General features: G+C 64.3%; 15 protein-coding genes. 4 read left to right on the top strand and 11 right to left on the bottom strand.

The window, feature by feature from the left end; genetic code table 11:
- Nucleotides 1-2,415 (top strand): TonB-dependent receptor domain-containing protein (locus tag A3736_RS13295; protein WP_067683847.1); only part of this gene is annotated, 2,415 nt, incomplete at its 5' end.
- A gap of 200 nt (nt 2,416-2,615) precedes the next feature.
- Here the strand turns inward: A3736_RS13295 and A3736_RS13290 are convergent.
- Nucleotides 2,616-2,936 carry a hypothetical protein gene (locus A3736_RS13290; RefSeq protein ID WP_067683844.1) on the bottom strand — a complete coding sequence of 107 codons (321 nt, stop codon included), beginning with the start codon at nt 2,934-2,936 and terminating at the stop codon, nt 2,616-2,618.
- 4 nt (nt 2,937-2,940) lie between these two features.
- Nucleotides 2,941-3,957 (bottom strand): nitronate monooxygenase family protein, encoded by a 1,017-nt coding sequence (locus A3736_RS13285; RefSeq protein ID WP_067683842.1) that lies wholly within the window; start codon nt 3,955-3,957, stop codon nt 2,941-2,943.
- Between the two features lie 107 nt (nt 3,958-4,064).
- On the opposite strand from A3736_RS13285, the gene A3736_RS13280 reads away from it, so the two are divergent.
- Nucleotides 4,065-5,876 carry an SLC13 family permease gene (locus A3736_RS13280; protein ID WP_067683839.1) on the top strand — a complete coding sequence of 604 codons (1,812 nt, stop codon included), beginning with the start codon at nt 4,065-4,067 and terminating at the stop codon, nt 5,874-5,876.
- A 16-nt stretch (nt 5,877-5,892) separates the two neighbouring features.
- Here A3736_RS13280 and purT read toward each other — a convergent pair whose 3' ends face one another.
- Nucleotides 5,893-7,071 carry a formate-dependent phosphoribosylglycinamide formyltransferase gene (gene purT, locus A3736_RS13275; protein ID WP_067683836.1) on the bottom strand — a complete coding sequence of 393 codons (1,179 nt, stop codon included), beginning with the start codon at nt 7,069-7,071 and terminating at the stop codon, nt 5,893-5,895.
- A gap of 77 nt (nt 7,072-7,148) precedes the next feature.
- Nucleotides 7,149-7,730: a flavodoxin family protein gene (locus A3736_RS13270; protein ID WP_067683834.1), complete on the bottom strand. Its 582-nt coding sequence runs from the start codon at nt 7,728-7,730 to the stop codon at nt 7,149-7,151.
- A 114-nt stretch (nt 7,731-7,844) separates the two neighbouring features.
- On the opposite strand from A3736_RS13270, the gene A3736_RS13265 reads away from it, so the two are divergent.
- Nucleotides 7,845-8,258 carry a helix-turn-helix domain-containing protein gene (locus A3736_RS13265; RefSeq protein WP_233999387.1) on the top strand — a complete coding sequence of 138 codons (414 nt, stop codon included), beginning with the start codon at nt 7,845-7,847 and terminating at the stop codon, nt 8,256-8,258.
- Nucleotides 8,259-8,264: 6 nt separating this feature from the next.
- Here the strand turns inward: A3736_RS13265 and A3736_RS13260 are convergent, their stop codons facing one another.
- Nucleotides 8,265-9,533: an aspartate kinase gene (locus A3736_RS13260; RefSeq protein WP_197465606.1), complete on the bottom strand. Its 1,269-nt coding sequence runs from the start codon at nt 9,531-9,533 to the stop codon at nt 8,265-8,267.
- A gap of 67 nt (nt 9,534-9,600) precedes the next feature.
- Between A3736_RS13260 and ubiG the strand changes: the two genes are divergently transcribed.
- Complete coding sequence (gene ubiG, locus A3736_RS13255) at nt 9,601-10,371, top strand: bifunctional 2-polyprenyl-6-hydroxyphenol methylase/3-demethylubiquinol 3-O-methyltransferase UbiG (RefSeq protein WP_067683831.1); 771 nt, start codon at nt 9,601-9,603, stop codon at nt 10,369-10,371.
- A gap of 18 nt (nt 10,372-10,389) precedes the next feature.
- On the opposite strand, the gene A3736_RS13250 is transcribed toward ubiG, so the two are convergent.
- The 6 genes from A3736_RS13250 to A3736_RS13225 all read right to left on the bottom strand — a co-directional run.
- On the bottom strand, nt 10,390-11,355 hold the full coding sequence (locus A3736_RS13250) for a glycerophosphodiester phosphodiesterase family protein (protein WP_082851491.1): 966 nt from the start codon (nt 11,353-11,355) through the stop codon (nt 10,390-10,392).
- 80 nt (nt 11,356-11,435) lie between these two features.
- Nucleotides 11,436-11,786 (bottom strand): arsenate reductase, encoded by a 351-nt coding sequence (locus A3736_RS13245; RefSeq protein ID WP_067683828.1) that lies wholly within the window; start codon nt 11,784-11,786, stop codon nt 11,436-11,438.
- A 28-nt stretch (nt 11,787-11,814) separates the two neighbouring features.
- A complete protein-coding gene (locus A3736_RS13240) occupies nt 11,815-12,120 on the bottom strand; it encodes a transcriptional regulator (protein ID WP_067683826.1) in 306 nt (101 codons plus the stop codon).
- On the bottom strand, nt 12,117-12,572 hold the full coding sequence (locus tag A3736_RS13235; RefSeq protein WP_156502123.1) for a hypothetical protein: 456 nt from the start codon (nt 12,570-12,572) through the stop codon (nt 12,117-12,119). The genes A3736_RS13240 and A3736_RS13235 overlap by 4 nt, the downstream gene beginning before the upstream one ends.
- Before the next feature lie 84 nt (nt 12,573-12,656).
- On the bottom strand, nt 12,657-13,130 hold the full coding sequence (ruvC, locus tag A3736_RS13230; RefSeq protein WP_067683850.1) for a crossover junction endodeoxyribonuclease RuvC: 474 nt from the start codon (nt 13,128-13,130) through the stop codon (nt 12,657-12,659).
- Nucleotides 13,131-13,158: 28 nt separating this feature from the next.
- A partial coding sequence (locus A3736_RS13225; protein WP_067683821.1) for a YebC/PmpR family DNA-binding transcriptional regulator occupies nt 13,159-13,746 on the bottom strand: 588 nt, incomplete at its 5' end.

Here is a 13,746-nt window from a genome sequence, read left to right as displayed (position 1 = left end):
GAATTCACCGGCCCGATCGTCAATCCGACGCTCGGCGTTCGGGCTGCCGAGCCCTCGACCGGTAACGGCATCCCGGACACGTCTTTCCTGAACGGTATCCGCAACAACACGATCTCCGATGGCGGCCTCTTTACCGCAGCTTGCCCCACGGCAGCGGCAATCGGCGAAACGGCAGCGCAGTTCAATGCGCGCCGGGCGACGGCTTGCACCGGCATCGCAGTGCAAGGAAGTTCCAACGCGCTCGCCCAGTTCGGCCGAACCTTCGTTTTCCAGCCCGACGGCACGCTGATTGCCAATCCTTGCACCACCGATCTGCGCGTCTTCGGTTCGAACAATTGCGTCGGCGGCCTGGGTTCCACATTGCGCCGGACGGGTATGCTGTCGCCCGGCCTCGAACGCTATTCGGCGACCGTGCTCGCCCATTTCGAAATTTCGCCCGCCTTCGATCCCTTCATCGAAGCGCGCTATGTCAAGGTGACGGCCAATCAGGAGGGCCAGCCGACCTTCTTCAACAACAGCTTCCGCATCGACAACCCGTTCCTGAGCGCACAGGCCCGTGCGACGCTCAACAGCGTTCTCACCCCCGCCCAGCGTGCCAATCCGGCGACGACTTTCACCGCGCAGCGTTTCAACATCGACTTCGGCGGTCGCGGCGAGGACCACGAACGCGAAACCTACTCGATCGTCGGCGGGGTGCGTGGCGATTTCAATGAGGACTGGCGTTACGAAGTCGCGGTCAATTACGGCAAGCTCGATACCTACTACGAAACCGAAGGCAATCTGCTGCGCGCGCGTTACGCCAATGCCATCGACGCGACGCGCAACGCCGCGGGTCAGATCGTCTGCCGCATCAATGCCGACGCTTCGACCACGAATGACGATCCGGCCTGCGTTCCCGTCAATCTGTTCGGTGACGGCCAGGTCAGTCAGGCCGCGCTCGACTACTTCCTCTACACGTCCAGCCGCGTACAGGAGGCAGAATTGTTCGACGTCACGGCTTTCGTCGCCGGTGACACCTCGCAGTTCTTCGAAATGCCTGCCGGTCCGATCGGCTTCGTCATCGGCGGGGAATATCGCGAGCAGACGGCCTTTGCCGCGTATGACGAAACGACCCGCAACGGCCTCACCTTCCTCAACGCGATCGCCGATTTCGATCCGCCCAAGCAGAAGGTCACCGAAGCGTTTGGCGAAATCAATATCCCGATCGTGGCCGACATCCCGTTTATTCGGGAACTGAGCCTTGCGGGCGCTGCGCGCTATTCCGACTACAATATCGGTCAGACGGGCGGCGTATGGGCTTATAACGGCAGCGTGATTTACGCGCCTGTCGAAGATCTCAAACTGCGCGGCGGCTATGCCCGTGCGGTCCGTGCGCCGACCCAGAGCGATCTGTTCTCGGCCGCGACCCAGACCTTCATCAACGGGTTCGTCGATCCGTGCAGCCAGAACCGCATTAACGACAATCCCAACCGCAGCGCGAATTGTGCAGCGGCGGGCGTGCCGACGACGCAGACCTTCAACGGCACGACCGAACCGTTCACCAACGTGACCGCATCGGGTATCTCGGCCAATAATGGTGGCAATCCCAACCTGCGCGAGGAACGCAGTGAAAGCTGGACTTTCGGCGCCGTGTTTGAGCCGCGCTTCCTGCCGGGCTTCGCCCTGACGGTCGATTACTACGACATCACGATCGACAACGTGATCTTCGCGCTGGGCGGCCAGGCGGTTATCAACCAGTGCTATGACAGTCCCTCGGGAATCGACAACCAGTACTGCGCGGCTGTCTTCCGCAATCCGAACGGAACCCTTCAGGGCCAGCAGAATGTGATCCAGGCGGGTACTACGGTGTCGCTGACGCCGACCGGGCCGTCCGCTCTGATCGCGCCGTTCAACTTCGCCAAGCAGGAAACGTCCGGTGTCGATGCCGACATGTCGTATCGCACCGAACTGAGCGACGGCCTCGATCTGCGCCTGCGCGGCCTGCTGTCCTACGTGATCAAGCGGAACAACTTCACCGACATCACAGACGAGACCTTCTACGATCGCCAGCTCGGTGAACTTGGCGATCCGCGCTGGCAGGGACAGCTCTCTGCGAACCTGTCCACCGACACTGTCGATTTCGGATACCGCATGCGATATATCGGCAAGCAGGTTCTCGGCAATTACGAGACCTATTTCAGCGTTCAGGGCCGTCCGCCGCTCAATCCCGACGCATCGCCCTTCACCTATTACCCCGACGTGACCTACCACGACTTCCGCGTCGATTTCTCGACGGACGATGATTTCACGTTCTACGCCGGAGTCGACAATGCGTTCGACAAGCTGCCGCCGCTGGATCTGCTCGGTACGGAAGGCGGATCGCCCTTCGGTCCGGTCGGACGGTTCTTCTACGCCGGGGCGGAATTCAAGTTCTAAGCCTTGGGGCGGCTCGCCTTGTCGGGCGGGCCGCCCTTCCATTCAAAACGGGAAACCTCGAACAGCTCAGTGCGGCCTGCGTCGCCCCCTACCAGGCGCAGTCACCTCACAAAGCAGGGGCACCCGGGCAGCGGCGCCCTCACTCCGGGCGGGAGCCGGACCTTCGGGGGTCGGAGAGCAGTTCTCCGACCCTTTCTTTTTCACTCGTCCTCGAACTCGATCCGGCGAAAGCCAGTATCCTGCAGAACCCGTCGCACCAGAGCCCGCTCCGGCGGGGTCAGCGCCGGATCGGTGGGGCCGACGACGGCGCGCGGTTCGTAGAGCATATAGGCGCCGGTCTTCAGGATCTGGCGCAAGGCGTGGGACAGCGCATGTTCGAAACGAGTGGCGTCGGCCACCAATTGCGTGTCGGACGAAAAGGGGTGATCGGCGCGCTGGTCGATGAATATGCCGCTCTTGCGCTCGGTGACCTGCACCCGGTCGCGATAGATCGCGACATCCACTGCGAGGCGGCCAAGCACTGTCTCAGCGGCGCGCGAGCGCCTCCTCGCTTTGCCTCATCAGCTTGGCGACGATATCCGCCACAGGCTCTTCCTCCTTCAGCATGCCGACGGACTGGCCCGCCATCAGGCTGCCATTTTCGACATCGCCATCGATCACGGCACGGCGGAGCGCGCCCGCCCAGTAATGCTCGATCTGCAATTGCGCTTCCGCCATCGCTATCTCCTCGCGATCGAGGACATCGGCGACTTCGCGTTGCTTGGCGGTGAACGCCTCCGTTCCCTTGTTCTTCAACGCGCGCACCGGGATCACCGGCAACCGTGCATCGACCTGGACGCTTGCGACCGCATCGCGCGCGCTGGCGCGGAAAAACGCCTTCTTGAAGTCCGGATGGGCGATGCTCTCGACAGCGCAGGCGAAGCGCGTACCCAGCTGGACGCCTGCAGCGCCCATTTCGAGATAGCCCGCGATCGTCTCGCCCCGCCCGATCCCGCCTGCAACGAAAATCAGGTGCTCTTCGCTCAGCTCGGGCAGCATTTCCTGCGCCAGCACGCTGGTCGAAACCGGACCGATATGGCCGCCCGCCTCCATGCCTTCGATCACCAGCGCATCCGCGCCCGAGCGGAGCAGCTTCTTCGCCAGCGCCAGCGTGGGCGCGAAACAGATGACCTTGGCGGGGTTCTTGCCGCCCTTAATCGCCTCGACGCTGCCCTTGGGCGGGATGCCACCTGCGAGGACGACATGCGTTACGCCGTGCTTTTCGCACACGCCGATCAGATCGAAGAGCTGCGGATGCATGGTGATGAGATTCACGCCGAACGGCCTGTCGGTCAGCGCTCTGGTCGCCGCGATCTCCGCGTCGAGCAGCTCGGGCGTCATCGCGCCGCAGGCGATCACGCCGAAGCCGCCCGCATTCGATATGGCGGAAACCAGGTTGCGCTCGGACACCCAGCTCATCGCCCCGCACAGGATCGCGGTCTCGCTGCCCAGGAAATCGGTGCCTCGGCGCATCAGCTGCGCAGTCTTGGAAAAATCGTTCATCGGACCGCGATTAGGCGCTGGTCATGGATGGAGCAAGAAACTCTCTTCGTCCGCGAATAGGCGAAAACGCTTCCCCGTTCGCTATTTTTGGATAGCTGTCGGAGCAGATGCCGACGCTCCTGCCCGAATCGCTTGCCCCCTTTCACCCCGAAATCGGGCTGGCGATGCTGGTGATCCTCTTCATCGCTTTTGCGCTGGAGCGTTTGCCGCCGGTCGTGCTGGCGGTCTCCTTCGCGCTCGCCATGCTGCTGCTGGGCTTTCTTTCGGTGGACGAATTGCTGGCGGTCTTCTCGAACCCGGCCCCGATCACCATCGCAGCGATGTTCGTCCTGTCCGGCGCCTTGCTGAGAACCGGCGCGCTGGAGGAAGTGGCGGGCTGGGTGATCCGGCGCACGCTGCGCAAACCCCGGCTGGCGGTTGCGGAAATCGGTGCAGGCACGGTGGTGGCATCGGCCTTCATGAACAACACGCCGGTCGTCCTGGTGATGATCCCCATCGTCAAGCGCCTCGCCAAGGCGGTGGGAATCGGCGCTACGCGGCTGCTGATCCCGCTTTCCTACCTTTCTATCCTCGGCGGCACACTGACTCTGATCGGAACCTCCACCAATCTCCTTGTCGACGGCGTGGCGCAAGAACAGGGTCTTGAACCCTTCACCATGTTCGAGATCACCGGCGTGGGGCTCTGGGCTGGTGTGGCGGGGATCCTCTACCTCGTCGTCGCCGGACCACGTCTGCTGCCCGACCGCCAGCCTCGTGCGCTGGACGAGGCGGCCGAAAGCGATGTCTATCTCTCCCATCTTTCGCTGGTTTCGGACAGCCCTATGGTCGGCCAGCCGATCGGACAGATCGCGCTGTCGCGCCGTCCGGGCGTGCGCATCCTCGGCCTGAAACGTGGGGGTGAAATCCTGCGCGGCGATATCGAAGAGCATGTCCTCGGCGCGGGCGACCAGCTGGTGGTCTCCTCCAGCCCCGCCGAGCTCGCCTCGCTGGCGGAGGCGTACGATTTCCGCACTGGATTGACCGGTGTCGGCGGCGGAGTGGTCACTGCAGGGCCGGAGCGTCCGCGCGATCTTTCCCTGGTCGAAGCGGTCGTATCGTCGGCCCATCCGATCATCGGGCGTCGCCTCGCCGATATCCCGCTGCTGTCGAAGCTGCGCGTACGCGTGCTCGGCCTGTCGCGCCCCCGGCATGTCGCCGGCCCCGAATTGGCAGAAGTGCGCGTGCGGGCGGGCGACCGGCTGCTGATCGCGGCAGGAGAGGACGCCACCCAGGCCCTGCAGGCCAATGTCCTGCTCGGTACCGTGACCCAGACGCCTGCGCGTGCGTTCCGCCGTGATCGTGCGCCGATCGCCATCGCCACGCTTGCCGCCGTGGTGCTGGTTGCGGCCGTGTTCGCCCTGCCGATCCAGGCGCTGGCGCTGCTGGGCGCGGGCATCGTCCTAGCAACACGTTGCCTCGAACCCGAAGAGGCGTGGAGCGCGATCGACGGGAACACTTTGGTGCTGATCTTCGGTATGCTGGCCTTCGGCACGGCGCTCGAAAATGCCGGGACCGTGGAGCTGCTGGTGCGCTGGGCCCAGCCTCTGTTCACCGCCTCCTCGCCCGTGCTGATCCTGCTGGCGGTCTATGCGCTGACCAGCGTGCTCACCGAAAGCGTCACCAACAACGCCGTCGCCGTGATCCTGACGCCGATCGCGATCGGGCTGGCGCAGGCGATCGGTGCCGATCCGCGTGAAATGGTGGTGGCCGTGATGTTCGGCGCCAGCGCGAGCTTCGCGACGCCGATCGGCTATCAGACCAATACGCTGGTCTATGGCGCGGCGAATTATCGTTTCGCGGACTTCCTCAAGATCGGCGTGCCGATGAATATCGTCGTCGGCGTAGCGACCTGCTTCGCCATCGACCTGTTCTTCGGCTGAGCCCGGTCAGACGCAATCAGTCGCCATAGACGATCCGCACCTTGTCCGCGGCGGCGCGCGCATGGGCGCGGGCCGTATCGGTGTCGCCCGCTGTCGCCAGCGCCACGCCCATGCGCCGATAGGGGCGACTCGTGGGCTTGGAAAAAATGCGCAGGTCGGTGCCCGGTTGGCCAAGCGCTTCGGCCAGGCCTTCATAGGACAGGCTCTCGCTGTCCCGCTCGGCCAGGATGACCGCGCTCGCGGCGGGACGGGCACGCAGTTCCGCAGGCACCGGCAAGCCCAGAACGGCGCGGGCATGAAGGTCGAATTCGGTCAGGTTCTGGCTGACCAGCGTGACCATGCCGGTATCGTGCGGGCGAGGACTCAGTTCGGAAAAGATGACTTCTTCCGCGCCGTCCTCCGCCCTGGCGACGAAGAATTCGACGCCGAACAGGCCATAACCGCCGAGATCATCGACGATGGTGCGCGCCATGTCCTGCGCTTTTTCGAGCGCCGCGTCGCTCATGGCGATGGGCTGCCAGCTTTCCTGGTAATCGCCGCGTTCCTGCCGATGGCCGATCGGCGGGCAGAAACTGATGCCGCCCTCGTGGCGAACGGTCAGAAGCGTGATCTCGTATTCGAAAGCCACGAACTGCTCGACGATGACGCGGCTCCGGTCGCCGCGCATATTGGCGACGGCGTAATCCCAGGCCGCTTCCAACCCATTTTCATCCCTGACTGTGGTCTGGCCCTTGCCGGACGAGGACATGACCGGCTTCACCACGCAGGGAAACCCGGTGTGGGCGGCGGCGGCGCGGACCTCTTCCAGGTTCTTGGCGTAGCGATAGGCGCTCGTCCTGAGGCCCAGCTCATGCGCCGCCAGATCGCGAATCGCATCGCGGTTCATGGTCAGCTGCGCGGCGCGCGCGCTCGGCACCACGGTAAAACCTTCCTGCTCCAGCTCTGCCAGCACCTCGGTCCGGATCGCTTCGATCTCGGGCACGATATAATCGGGCCCGTGCGTTTCGACCGCGCGCCGCAGCGCCTCGGCATCGAGCATCGAGAACACCTCGCGCGCATCGGCGAGCTGCATGGCGGGCGCGTTATCGTAGGCGTCGCAGGCCACCACATGCGCCCCCAGCCGCTTCGCCGAGATGACGAATTCGCGCCCCAGCTCGCCCGAACCGAGCAGGAGGATTTTGGCGGTGTGAGCCATGGCTACATATCTCCGGTGGCCGATCGCGGCGTTCGTGCCGTCTTTCGACCACCGGAGCCTGGCGTGCAAGCCCGCGCTTACGCGGCAGGGCGCAGGCGCTCGGCGAAGTCTGCGATACGGCGGCCGTATGTTTCCGCCGTCGCAAGATCGCCGGTGAAAATCTCCTCTACTGCGGCATCGGCCGGCGATCGGATCATCGCCCCGACCGATCCGCCGAGATGGTTCAGATCGTCATGGCTGGACGCCTTCTGATTGGCGGGCGGGATTCCGAGGCTGATCCAGATGCCGCCATGCTGCGAAGCGAGCGTCTGCATCGCGATCAGCGATACCTGCTTGTCGCCCGATGGGCTCGCCGAATTGGTGAAGCCGCCGAAAATCTTGTCCTTCCAGGCCCCCGCCATCCAGCGCCCCGAAGTCGCATCGGCGACCTTTTTAAATTGCCAGCTGACATTACCCATATAGGTCGGCGCGCCGAAGACGATGGCATCGGCTGCATCCAGCGCCTGCCAGTCCTCGTCCGTCAGATTCCCTTCGGCATCGATGGTTACAAGGCGCGCACCCGCCCCCGCGCCGTTTGCGACATGCTGCGCCACGGCGGCGGTGTGGCCGTAACCGGAATGGAAGAGGACTGCGATGCTCGGTTCGCTGGATTGGGTCATGATCGTACTCCTATCTTGGGTTTCGCGATGATTGCAGGTTTCGTTTGGAAACCAGTGTGCGAGCCGCTAGATAGATCGCTCAGGAAATCGCGAAAGAGAGCACTTGTGAGTGACATGGTAACCATGCGGAAACCCACGGACGATGCGGACGATGCGCAGATGCAGGGTTTCAGCGTCTACAGCAGCGAATGCCCGGCCCGCGCCGTGCTGGACCATGTCGGCGACAAATGGGCGCTTCTGATCCTGCGCCGCCTCGCCGAAGGGCCGCGCCGCTTCAACGCACTGCGACGCGACATCGCGGGAATTTCGCAAAAAGTGCTTTCGCAGGTTCTCAAGCGGCTCGAACGCGACGGTTTGCTGACGCGCACGGTGACGCCGAGCGTGCCGGTCTCGGTCGAATACGCTTTGACCGTGATGGGGGAGACCCTTACCGAGCGTGTATGTCCGGTCCTGCGCTGGGCCGAAGAGAACATGCCCGCGATCCTGCGAGCGCAGGATCTATACGACGCGAAGCAGGACGCCGCCTGAGCGGCTTTAGTCCGCCGGATTGTCCGGCGCATCCAGCCCATAGGCGGTGTGCAGCACGCGCACCGCCAGTTCGGTCTCGTCCTCGTCGATCATTACGCTGACCTTGATTTCGGACGTGGTGATCGCCTGGATGTTGATCCCGCGATCGGCGAGCGAGCGGAACATCGTCGCGGCAACACCCGCATGACTTTTCATCCCCACGCCGACGACCGAAATCTTGGCGATATGGCTGTCGGTGATGATGCGGTTGAAGCCGATATCGCCGCGCTTGTCCTCCAGCAGCGCCTGCGCGCGCGCGAGGTCGGCCATGGGGACGGTGAAAGTCACGTCGGTCTCGCCCTTGTCGCGGCCAACGTTCTGGATGATCATGTCGACATTGATCGCGGCCTTGGCCAGCGGGTCGAAGATATGCGCCACCGCACCCGGCTTGTCGGGCACGCGAGTGAGGATGATCTTGGCCTCGTTCTTGTCGTGCGCGATGCCGGTCACGTGCTGGCGTTCCATTTCGCCCTTCTCCACCAGTTCGTTCATTTCTTCCTCGGACACGATCATTGTGCCGGGGTATTCGTCAGCCGGAGTCGCATCGTCGTCGACGAAGCTGGAGAGCACCTGCACGCGCACCCCTTCCTTCATCGCCAACCCGACCGAGCGGGTCTGGAGCACCTTGGCACCCACGCTCGCCAGTTCCAGCATTTCCTCGTACGTCACCGCCTTCAGCTTGCGCGCGCGGGCGACGATGCGCGGATCGGTGGTATAGACCCCGTCCACATCGGTGTAGATGTCGCAGCGATCCGCTCCGATCGCGGCGGCCACCGCCACGGCCGACGTGTCCGATCCGCCCCGGCCCAGCGTGGTGATACGGCCATCGTCCGACACGCCCTGGAAACCGGGGATCACCGCGATCTCGCCCGCCTCCATCGCTGACACCAAGGCATCCCCGTCGATATCGTCGATCCGGGCCTTGGCATGCGCTTCGATCGTGCGGACCGGCAATTGCCAGCCGAGCCAGCTCCTCGCCTTGCAGCCGACCGATTGCAACGTCAGTGCAAGCAGACCGCTCGTCACCTGCTCCCCACTTGCAACGACGACATCGTATTCCGCCGGATCGTACAGCGCATTCGCCTCGCGGCAGAAATTGACCAGCCGATCGGTCTCGCCCGCCATCGCGGACACGACCACGGCGACCTGATTGCCGTCAGCCGCCTGACGGCGCACGATATTGGCGACGCGCCGAATACGCTCCGTCCCCGCCATCGAGGTGCCGCCGAATTTCATCACGATGCGAGCCAAGCCCTGCGCCTCCCGCTGGAAACCGTTTCGCCGGGCTGTTACGGCAGCAGGCATGAGCGATGCAATCCCGGTTTCGGAAACGTTTCCTTCGCAGGCCCCAACGGGCGGTCAGACCATCCGGCCAAACGAGGCTGCGCATTTCGGCGCGCTGGCCCGCGATTGGTGGGATCCCAAGGGGTCGAGCGCCATGCTCCACCGCCTCAATCCGGTGCGGCTGGGCTTCGTGCGCGAGGCGATCGACCTTCACTGGAGCGGCGATGTACGCGCCCGCCATCCGCTGGACGGGAAGAGCGCGCTCGATGTCGGCTGCGGCGCGGGGCTATTGTGCGAGCCGCTGGCGCGGCTGGGCGCCGATGTCACCGGCGTCGATGCGGCGCCGGAAAACACCGCTGCCGCCGCGCATCATGCCGCAGGCAGTGGGCTCGATATCCGCTATATGGCGGGCGAGCTGGCCGATCTCGATCTCGGCCAGTTCGATCTCGTTACCTGTCTCGAAGTGATCGAGCATGTCGCGGACAAGGGCGCCTTCGTGCACCAATTGGCCGAGAGCCTGGCGCCGGAGGGCCTGCTGATCCTTTCGACGCCCAACCGCACCCTGAAGTCGCGCGTACTGATGGTGGGCGCTGCCGAAACCACAGGCCTGATCCCCCGCGGTACGCATGACTGGGACGATTTCATCGCGCCCGAAGACCTCTCGCAATTGCTCGCCGCTGCCGGGCTGACGATGGGCGAGCCGCGCGGCATCGCCTTCTCGCCGGCCAAGGGCCTGCATCTGTCGAGCGATCTGGCGCTGAACTACATCGTCACCGCGCGGCGCGGGTGAGGCTCTCGTCGCGTTGCATCATTCATCGACGCGACACGCCTCCACAAGCCCAGGATCGTCGGTAAAAACCCCGTCGACACTCGCTACGCGCAGCAGACCGTAAAGCCCGCAGATATCGCCGCGTCCGGCATCCCCGCCGTTTCGGCGCAGCGGAGGCGGCAGGTAGGCGTTTTCCTTGCGCAAGGTCCAGGCATGGACCTTCAGCCCGGCCGCCTTCGCCGCTTGCGCCACGCCGCTGGATCGTCCGTCATCCGTCAGCAGCACGCGCAGATCGGCCCCGATCGCATCGGCATAGGTCGCGATGTCCGCAAGGCCGCTCGGCGCAACCATGTCGGCATAGCGCAGCGCTGGCGTGTCGGCAGGGCCGCCCTCCGCCCCGACGAGCTGGACCAGCGGCGTTTCGACGAGGCTGTCGAGGCGCCGCAGGGGTTCGACTTCGAAGATCTGGACGAACACCATGTCGTCCGCATCGTCGAGATCGTGACGCCGCAACGCTGCGACCATCAGATCGACCATGTCGATCCCGGCATTCTGCAACAGAAACGTAGGATGCTTCAGTTCGGGATAAAGCCCTATCCGCCGCCCGGTCTCGACCTCCTTCGCGCGCACCAGCGCCACAATCTCGTCGAAGGTCGGCACCGGGTACAGCTCGTCGAAGCGCGCATTGGCAGGCCGCAGCGAGGGGATGCGCTCCTTCGTGCGGAGCGTCCGCAATTCCGCGAGCGTGAAATCCTCCGCGAACCAGCCCGCCACCCGCTGGCCGTCCACCTCCTTGGTCCGGCGGCGATCCTCGAACTCCTCGCGGCTCGCAACGTCCGTGGTGCCGGACAATTCGTTTTCGTGCCGGGCGACGAGGACCAGATCCTTGGTCGCCACAAGGTCCGGCTCGATATAATCCGCCCCCTGATCGATCGCGCGCTCATAGGCCGCCAGCGTGTGCTCGGGCCGTTCCCCGCTCGCGCCGCGATGGGCGATGACCAGCATCGCATCCTGCGCAAAGAGCGGCGTCGGCAGAAGCGCCAGCGCCGCAAGCGCGGCCCCCACCCATTTCAGCAACGCCCGTGTCAGCAAAACGCGTTCTCCCACTCGCTTTCGTTGAAGCCGACCAGCGTGCGCTGCCCGTCCTCGTGCTCGGCTATGGGCCGCTTTATCAGGCTGGTGTGTTGCAGCATGAGGTCGATCGCCTTTTCGCGGTCGAGATCGACCTTGTCGCTCTCGTCCAGCTTGCGAAACGTCGTGCCGCGCCGGTTGAGCAGGCTTTCCCAGCCGCAGCGGTCGGCCCACTTTTCGACCGTCGCGCGGTCAGCACCTTGCTTCTTAAAGTTGAGGAAAGTGTGGTCGAGCCCTTTCCCATCGAGCCAGCGGCGCGCCTTCTTGATGCTGTCGCAATTGGGAATGCCGTAAAGGTAAATCATAGTACTTCCGTCCGCTGTATGGCGGCTATCAGGCCGGAACAGCGTCGGCCGCGGCCTCGGCCAGCCGATGGAGGGCGGCCATGTGCGCAGCGAATGCCTTGCGACCCTTGGCCGTCAGCGAAGCCCAGGTACGCTGCCGCCCGTCGCGCTTACCCTTTGCGACCTTGGCGTAGCCGACCTCGGCCAGCGCGGACAAGTGCTTGGAGAGAACCGAATCGCTGATCTCGACGACATCTTTGATGACCGCGAACTCGACGTCGTCAACCCGCGCCAGCATGGCCGCAATCTGGAGGCGCGCAGGCGGGTGCAATACCATGTCGAGCCCGCCGCTCATGCCGCCTGCTCCCGCCGCAATTCGGCTTGATAGAGCTTTTCCCACCAAAGGCTCGCCAAAGTAACGCCCACCGCCACCACAATCGCCACGGGAACCGCAGCGATATGCCACATGCCGGGGCCACCCGCGAACCAAGTCACCGCCGCAATCCCGCCCAATGTCAGCGCGATCGCGACCACGATCGCCGGTATCCCCGATTTCGAGACCATGCCGCTGACGAACATGCCGTCGCGCTTGCGATCGGCTTCAGCGATCAGCGTCATCATCGCCACGGCGACGGCGAACAGCGCGCCCATATAAGGCAGGGGCAGCGCCCAAGCGACAACGAACAGCGCCTGCAACACTCCCGCCGCCGCATGGCGGTGGAGCGGCCAGTGCATGCGCGTCGCCAACCTGCCTTCGGTACGCTCGATCGCGGCCAGCGCGTCGCGAGGATCAGTGCGGTCTGCCATCTCGTATTCCTTCACTTTCCAGCTCGGAAATACAGATAGCACGACTTTCCAATCCGGCAAAAGAATAATTTCCAAATTGGAAAGTTAGGCGCTTCGGATCAGATGGGCGTCGGCGATAGCGACGGCCAGCGCGTCGGCTGCGTCCGCGCCCGCGATGGTCGCGCCTGGCAGCAGGATCTTGAGCATGGCCTGAACCTGCGCCTTGTCCGCCCCGCCCGTGCCGACCACCGCTTTCTTGACCAGCCGGGCAGCGTGCTCGTTCACGGCGAGGCCGGCAAGACCGCAGGCCGCCAGCACCACACCGCGCGCCTGGGCGAGCTTCAAGGTGGATTGCGGGTTCTTGTTGACGAAGATTTCCTCCGCCGCCGCGCGGTCGGGGCGATGATCGGCGATGATTGCGCTCAGGCCCGATTGGAGTGCCGCCAGCCGCTGGGCCATCGGCGCCTTCGCATCGGTCTTGATCTGGCCGTTGGCGCAATGCGCGATGCGCGATCCTTCGGCACGAACCACGCCCCAGCCAGTGCAGCTGAGCGAGGGGTCGAGGCCGAGGATCACCACGGCCACGCCCTCGCCGTAGCGGAGAGGATCAGCCCACCTTCTCCATCACCTCGTCAGAAATGTCGTAATTGCCCCACACGGTCTGGACGTCGTCATCGTCGTCCAGCGTATCGATCAGTTTCAGAAGCGTGCCCGCATCCTTCTCGTCCATGTCGACGGTGAGATTGGGCTTCCAGGCGAGCTTGACCGTTTCGGCCTCGCCGAGCGATTTTTCGAGATCGCTCGCCACCTGATGGAGATCGTCCGCCGCGGTCCAGATCTCGTGGCCGTCTTCGGACGAGACGATGTCGTCTGCCCCCGCTTCCATCGCGGCTTCCAGCACCTTGTCCTCGCTACCCGCATCGGCGGGATAGACGATGAGGCCGAGCCGCTCGAACCCGTGGACGACGCTGCCTTCGGTGCCGAGATTGCCGCCATTCTTGCTGAAGGCGGTGCGTACGGCGGTGGCGGTGCGGTTGCGGTTGTCGGTCAGCGCCTCGACGATGATCGCGCTGCCACCGGGGCCGTAGCCTTCGTAGCGGACTTCTTCGAAATTCTCGCCATCTGCCGCGCTTGCCTTGTCGATGGCGCGCTGGATGTTGTCCTTGGGCATGGACTGCGCCTTGGCTGCGTTGAC

It is taken from the genome of Erythrobacter sp. HI0063 (genome assembly GCF_001635685.1).
Taxonomy (GTDB): Bacteria; Pseudomonadota; Alphaproteobacteria; order Sphingomonadales; family Sphingomonadaceae; genus Qipengyuania.
The sequence above is the reverse complement of the archived record's forward strand: the minus strand, read 5'-3'. Positions and strand labels throughout refer to the sequence as shown.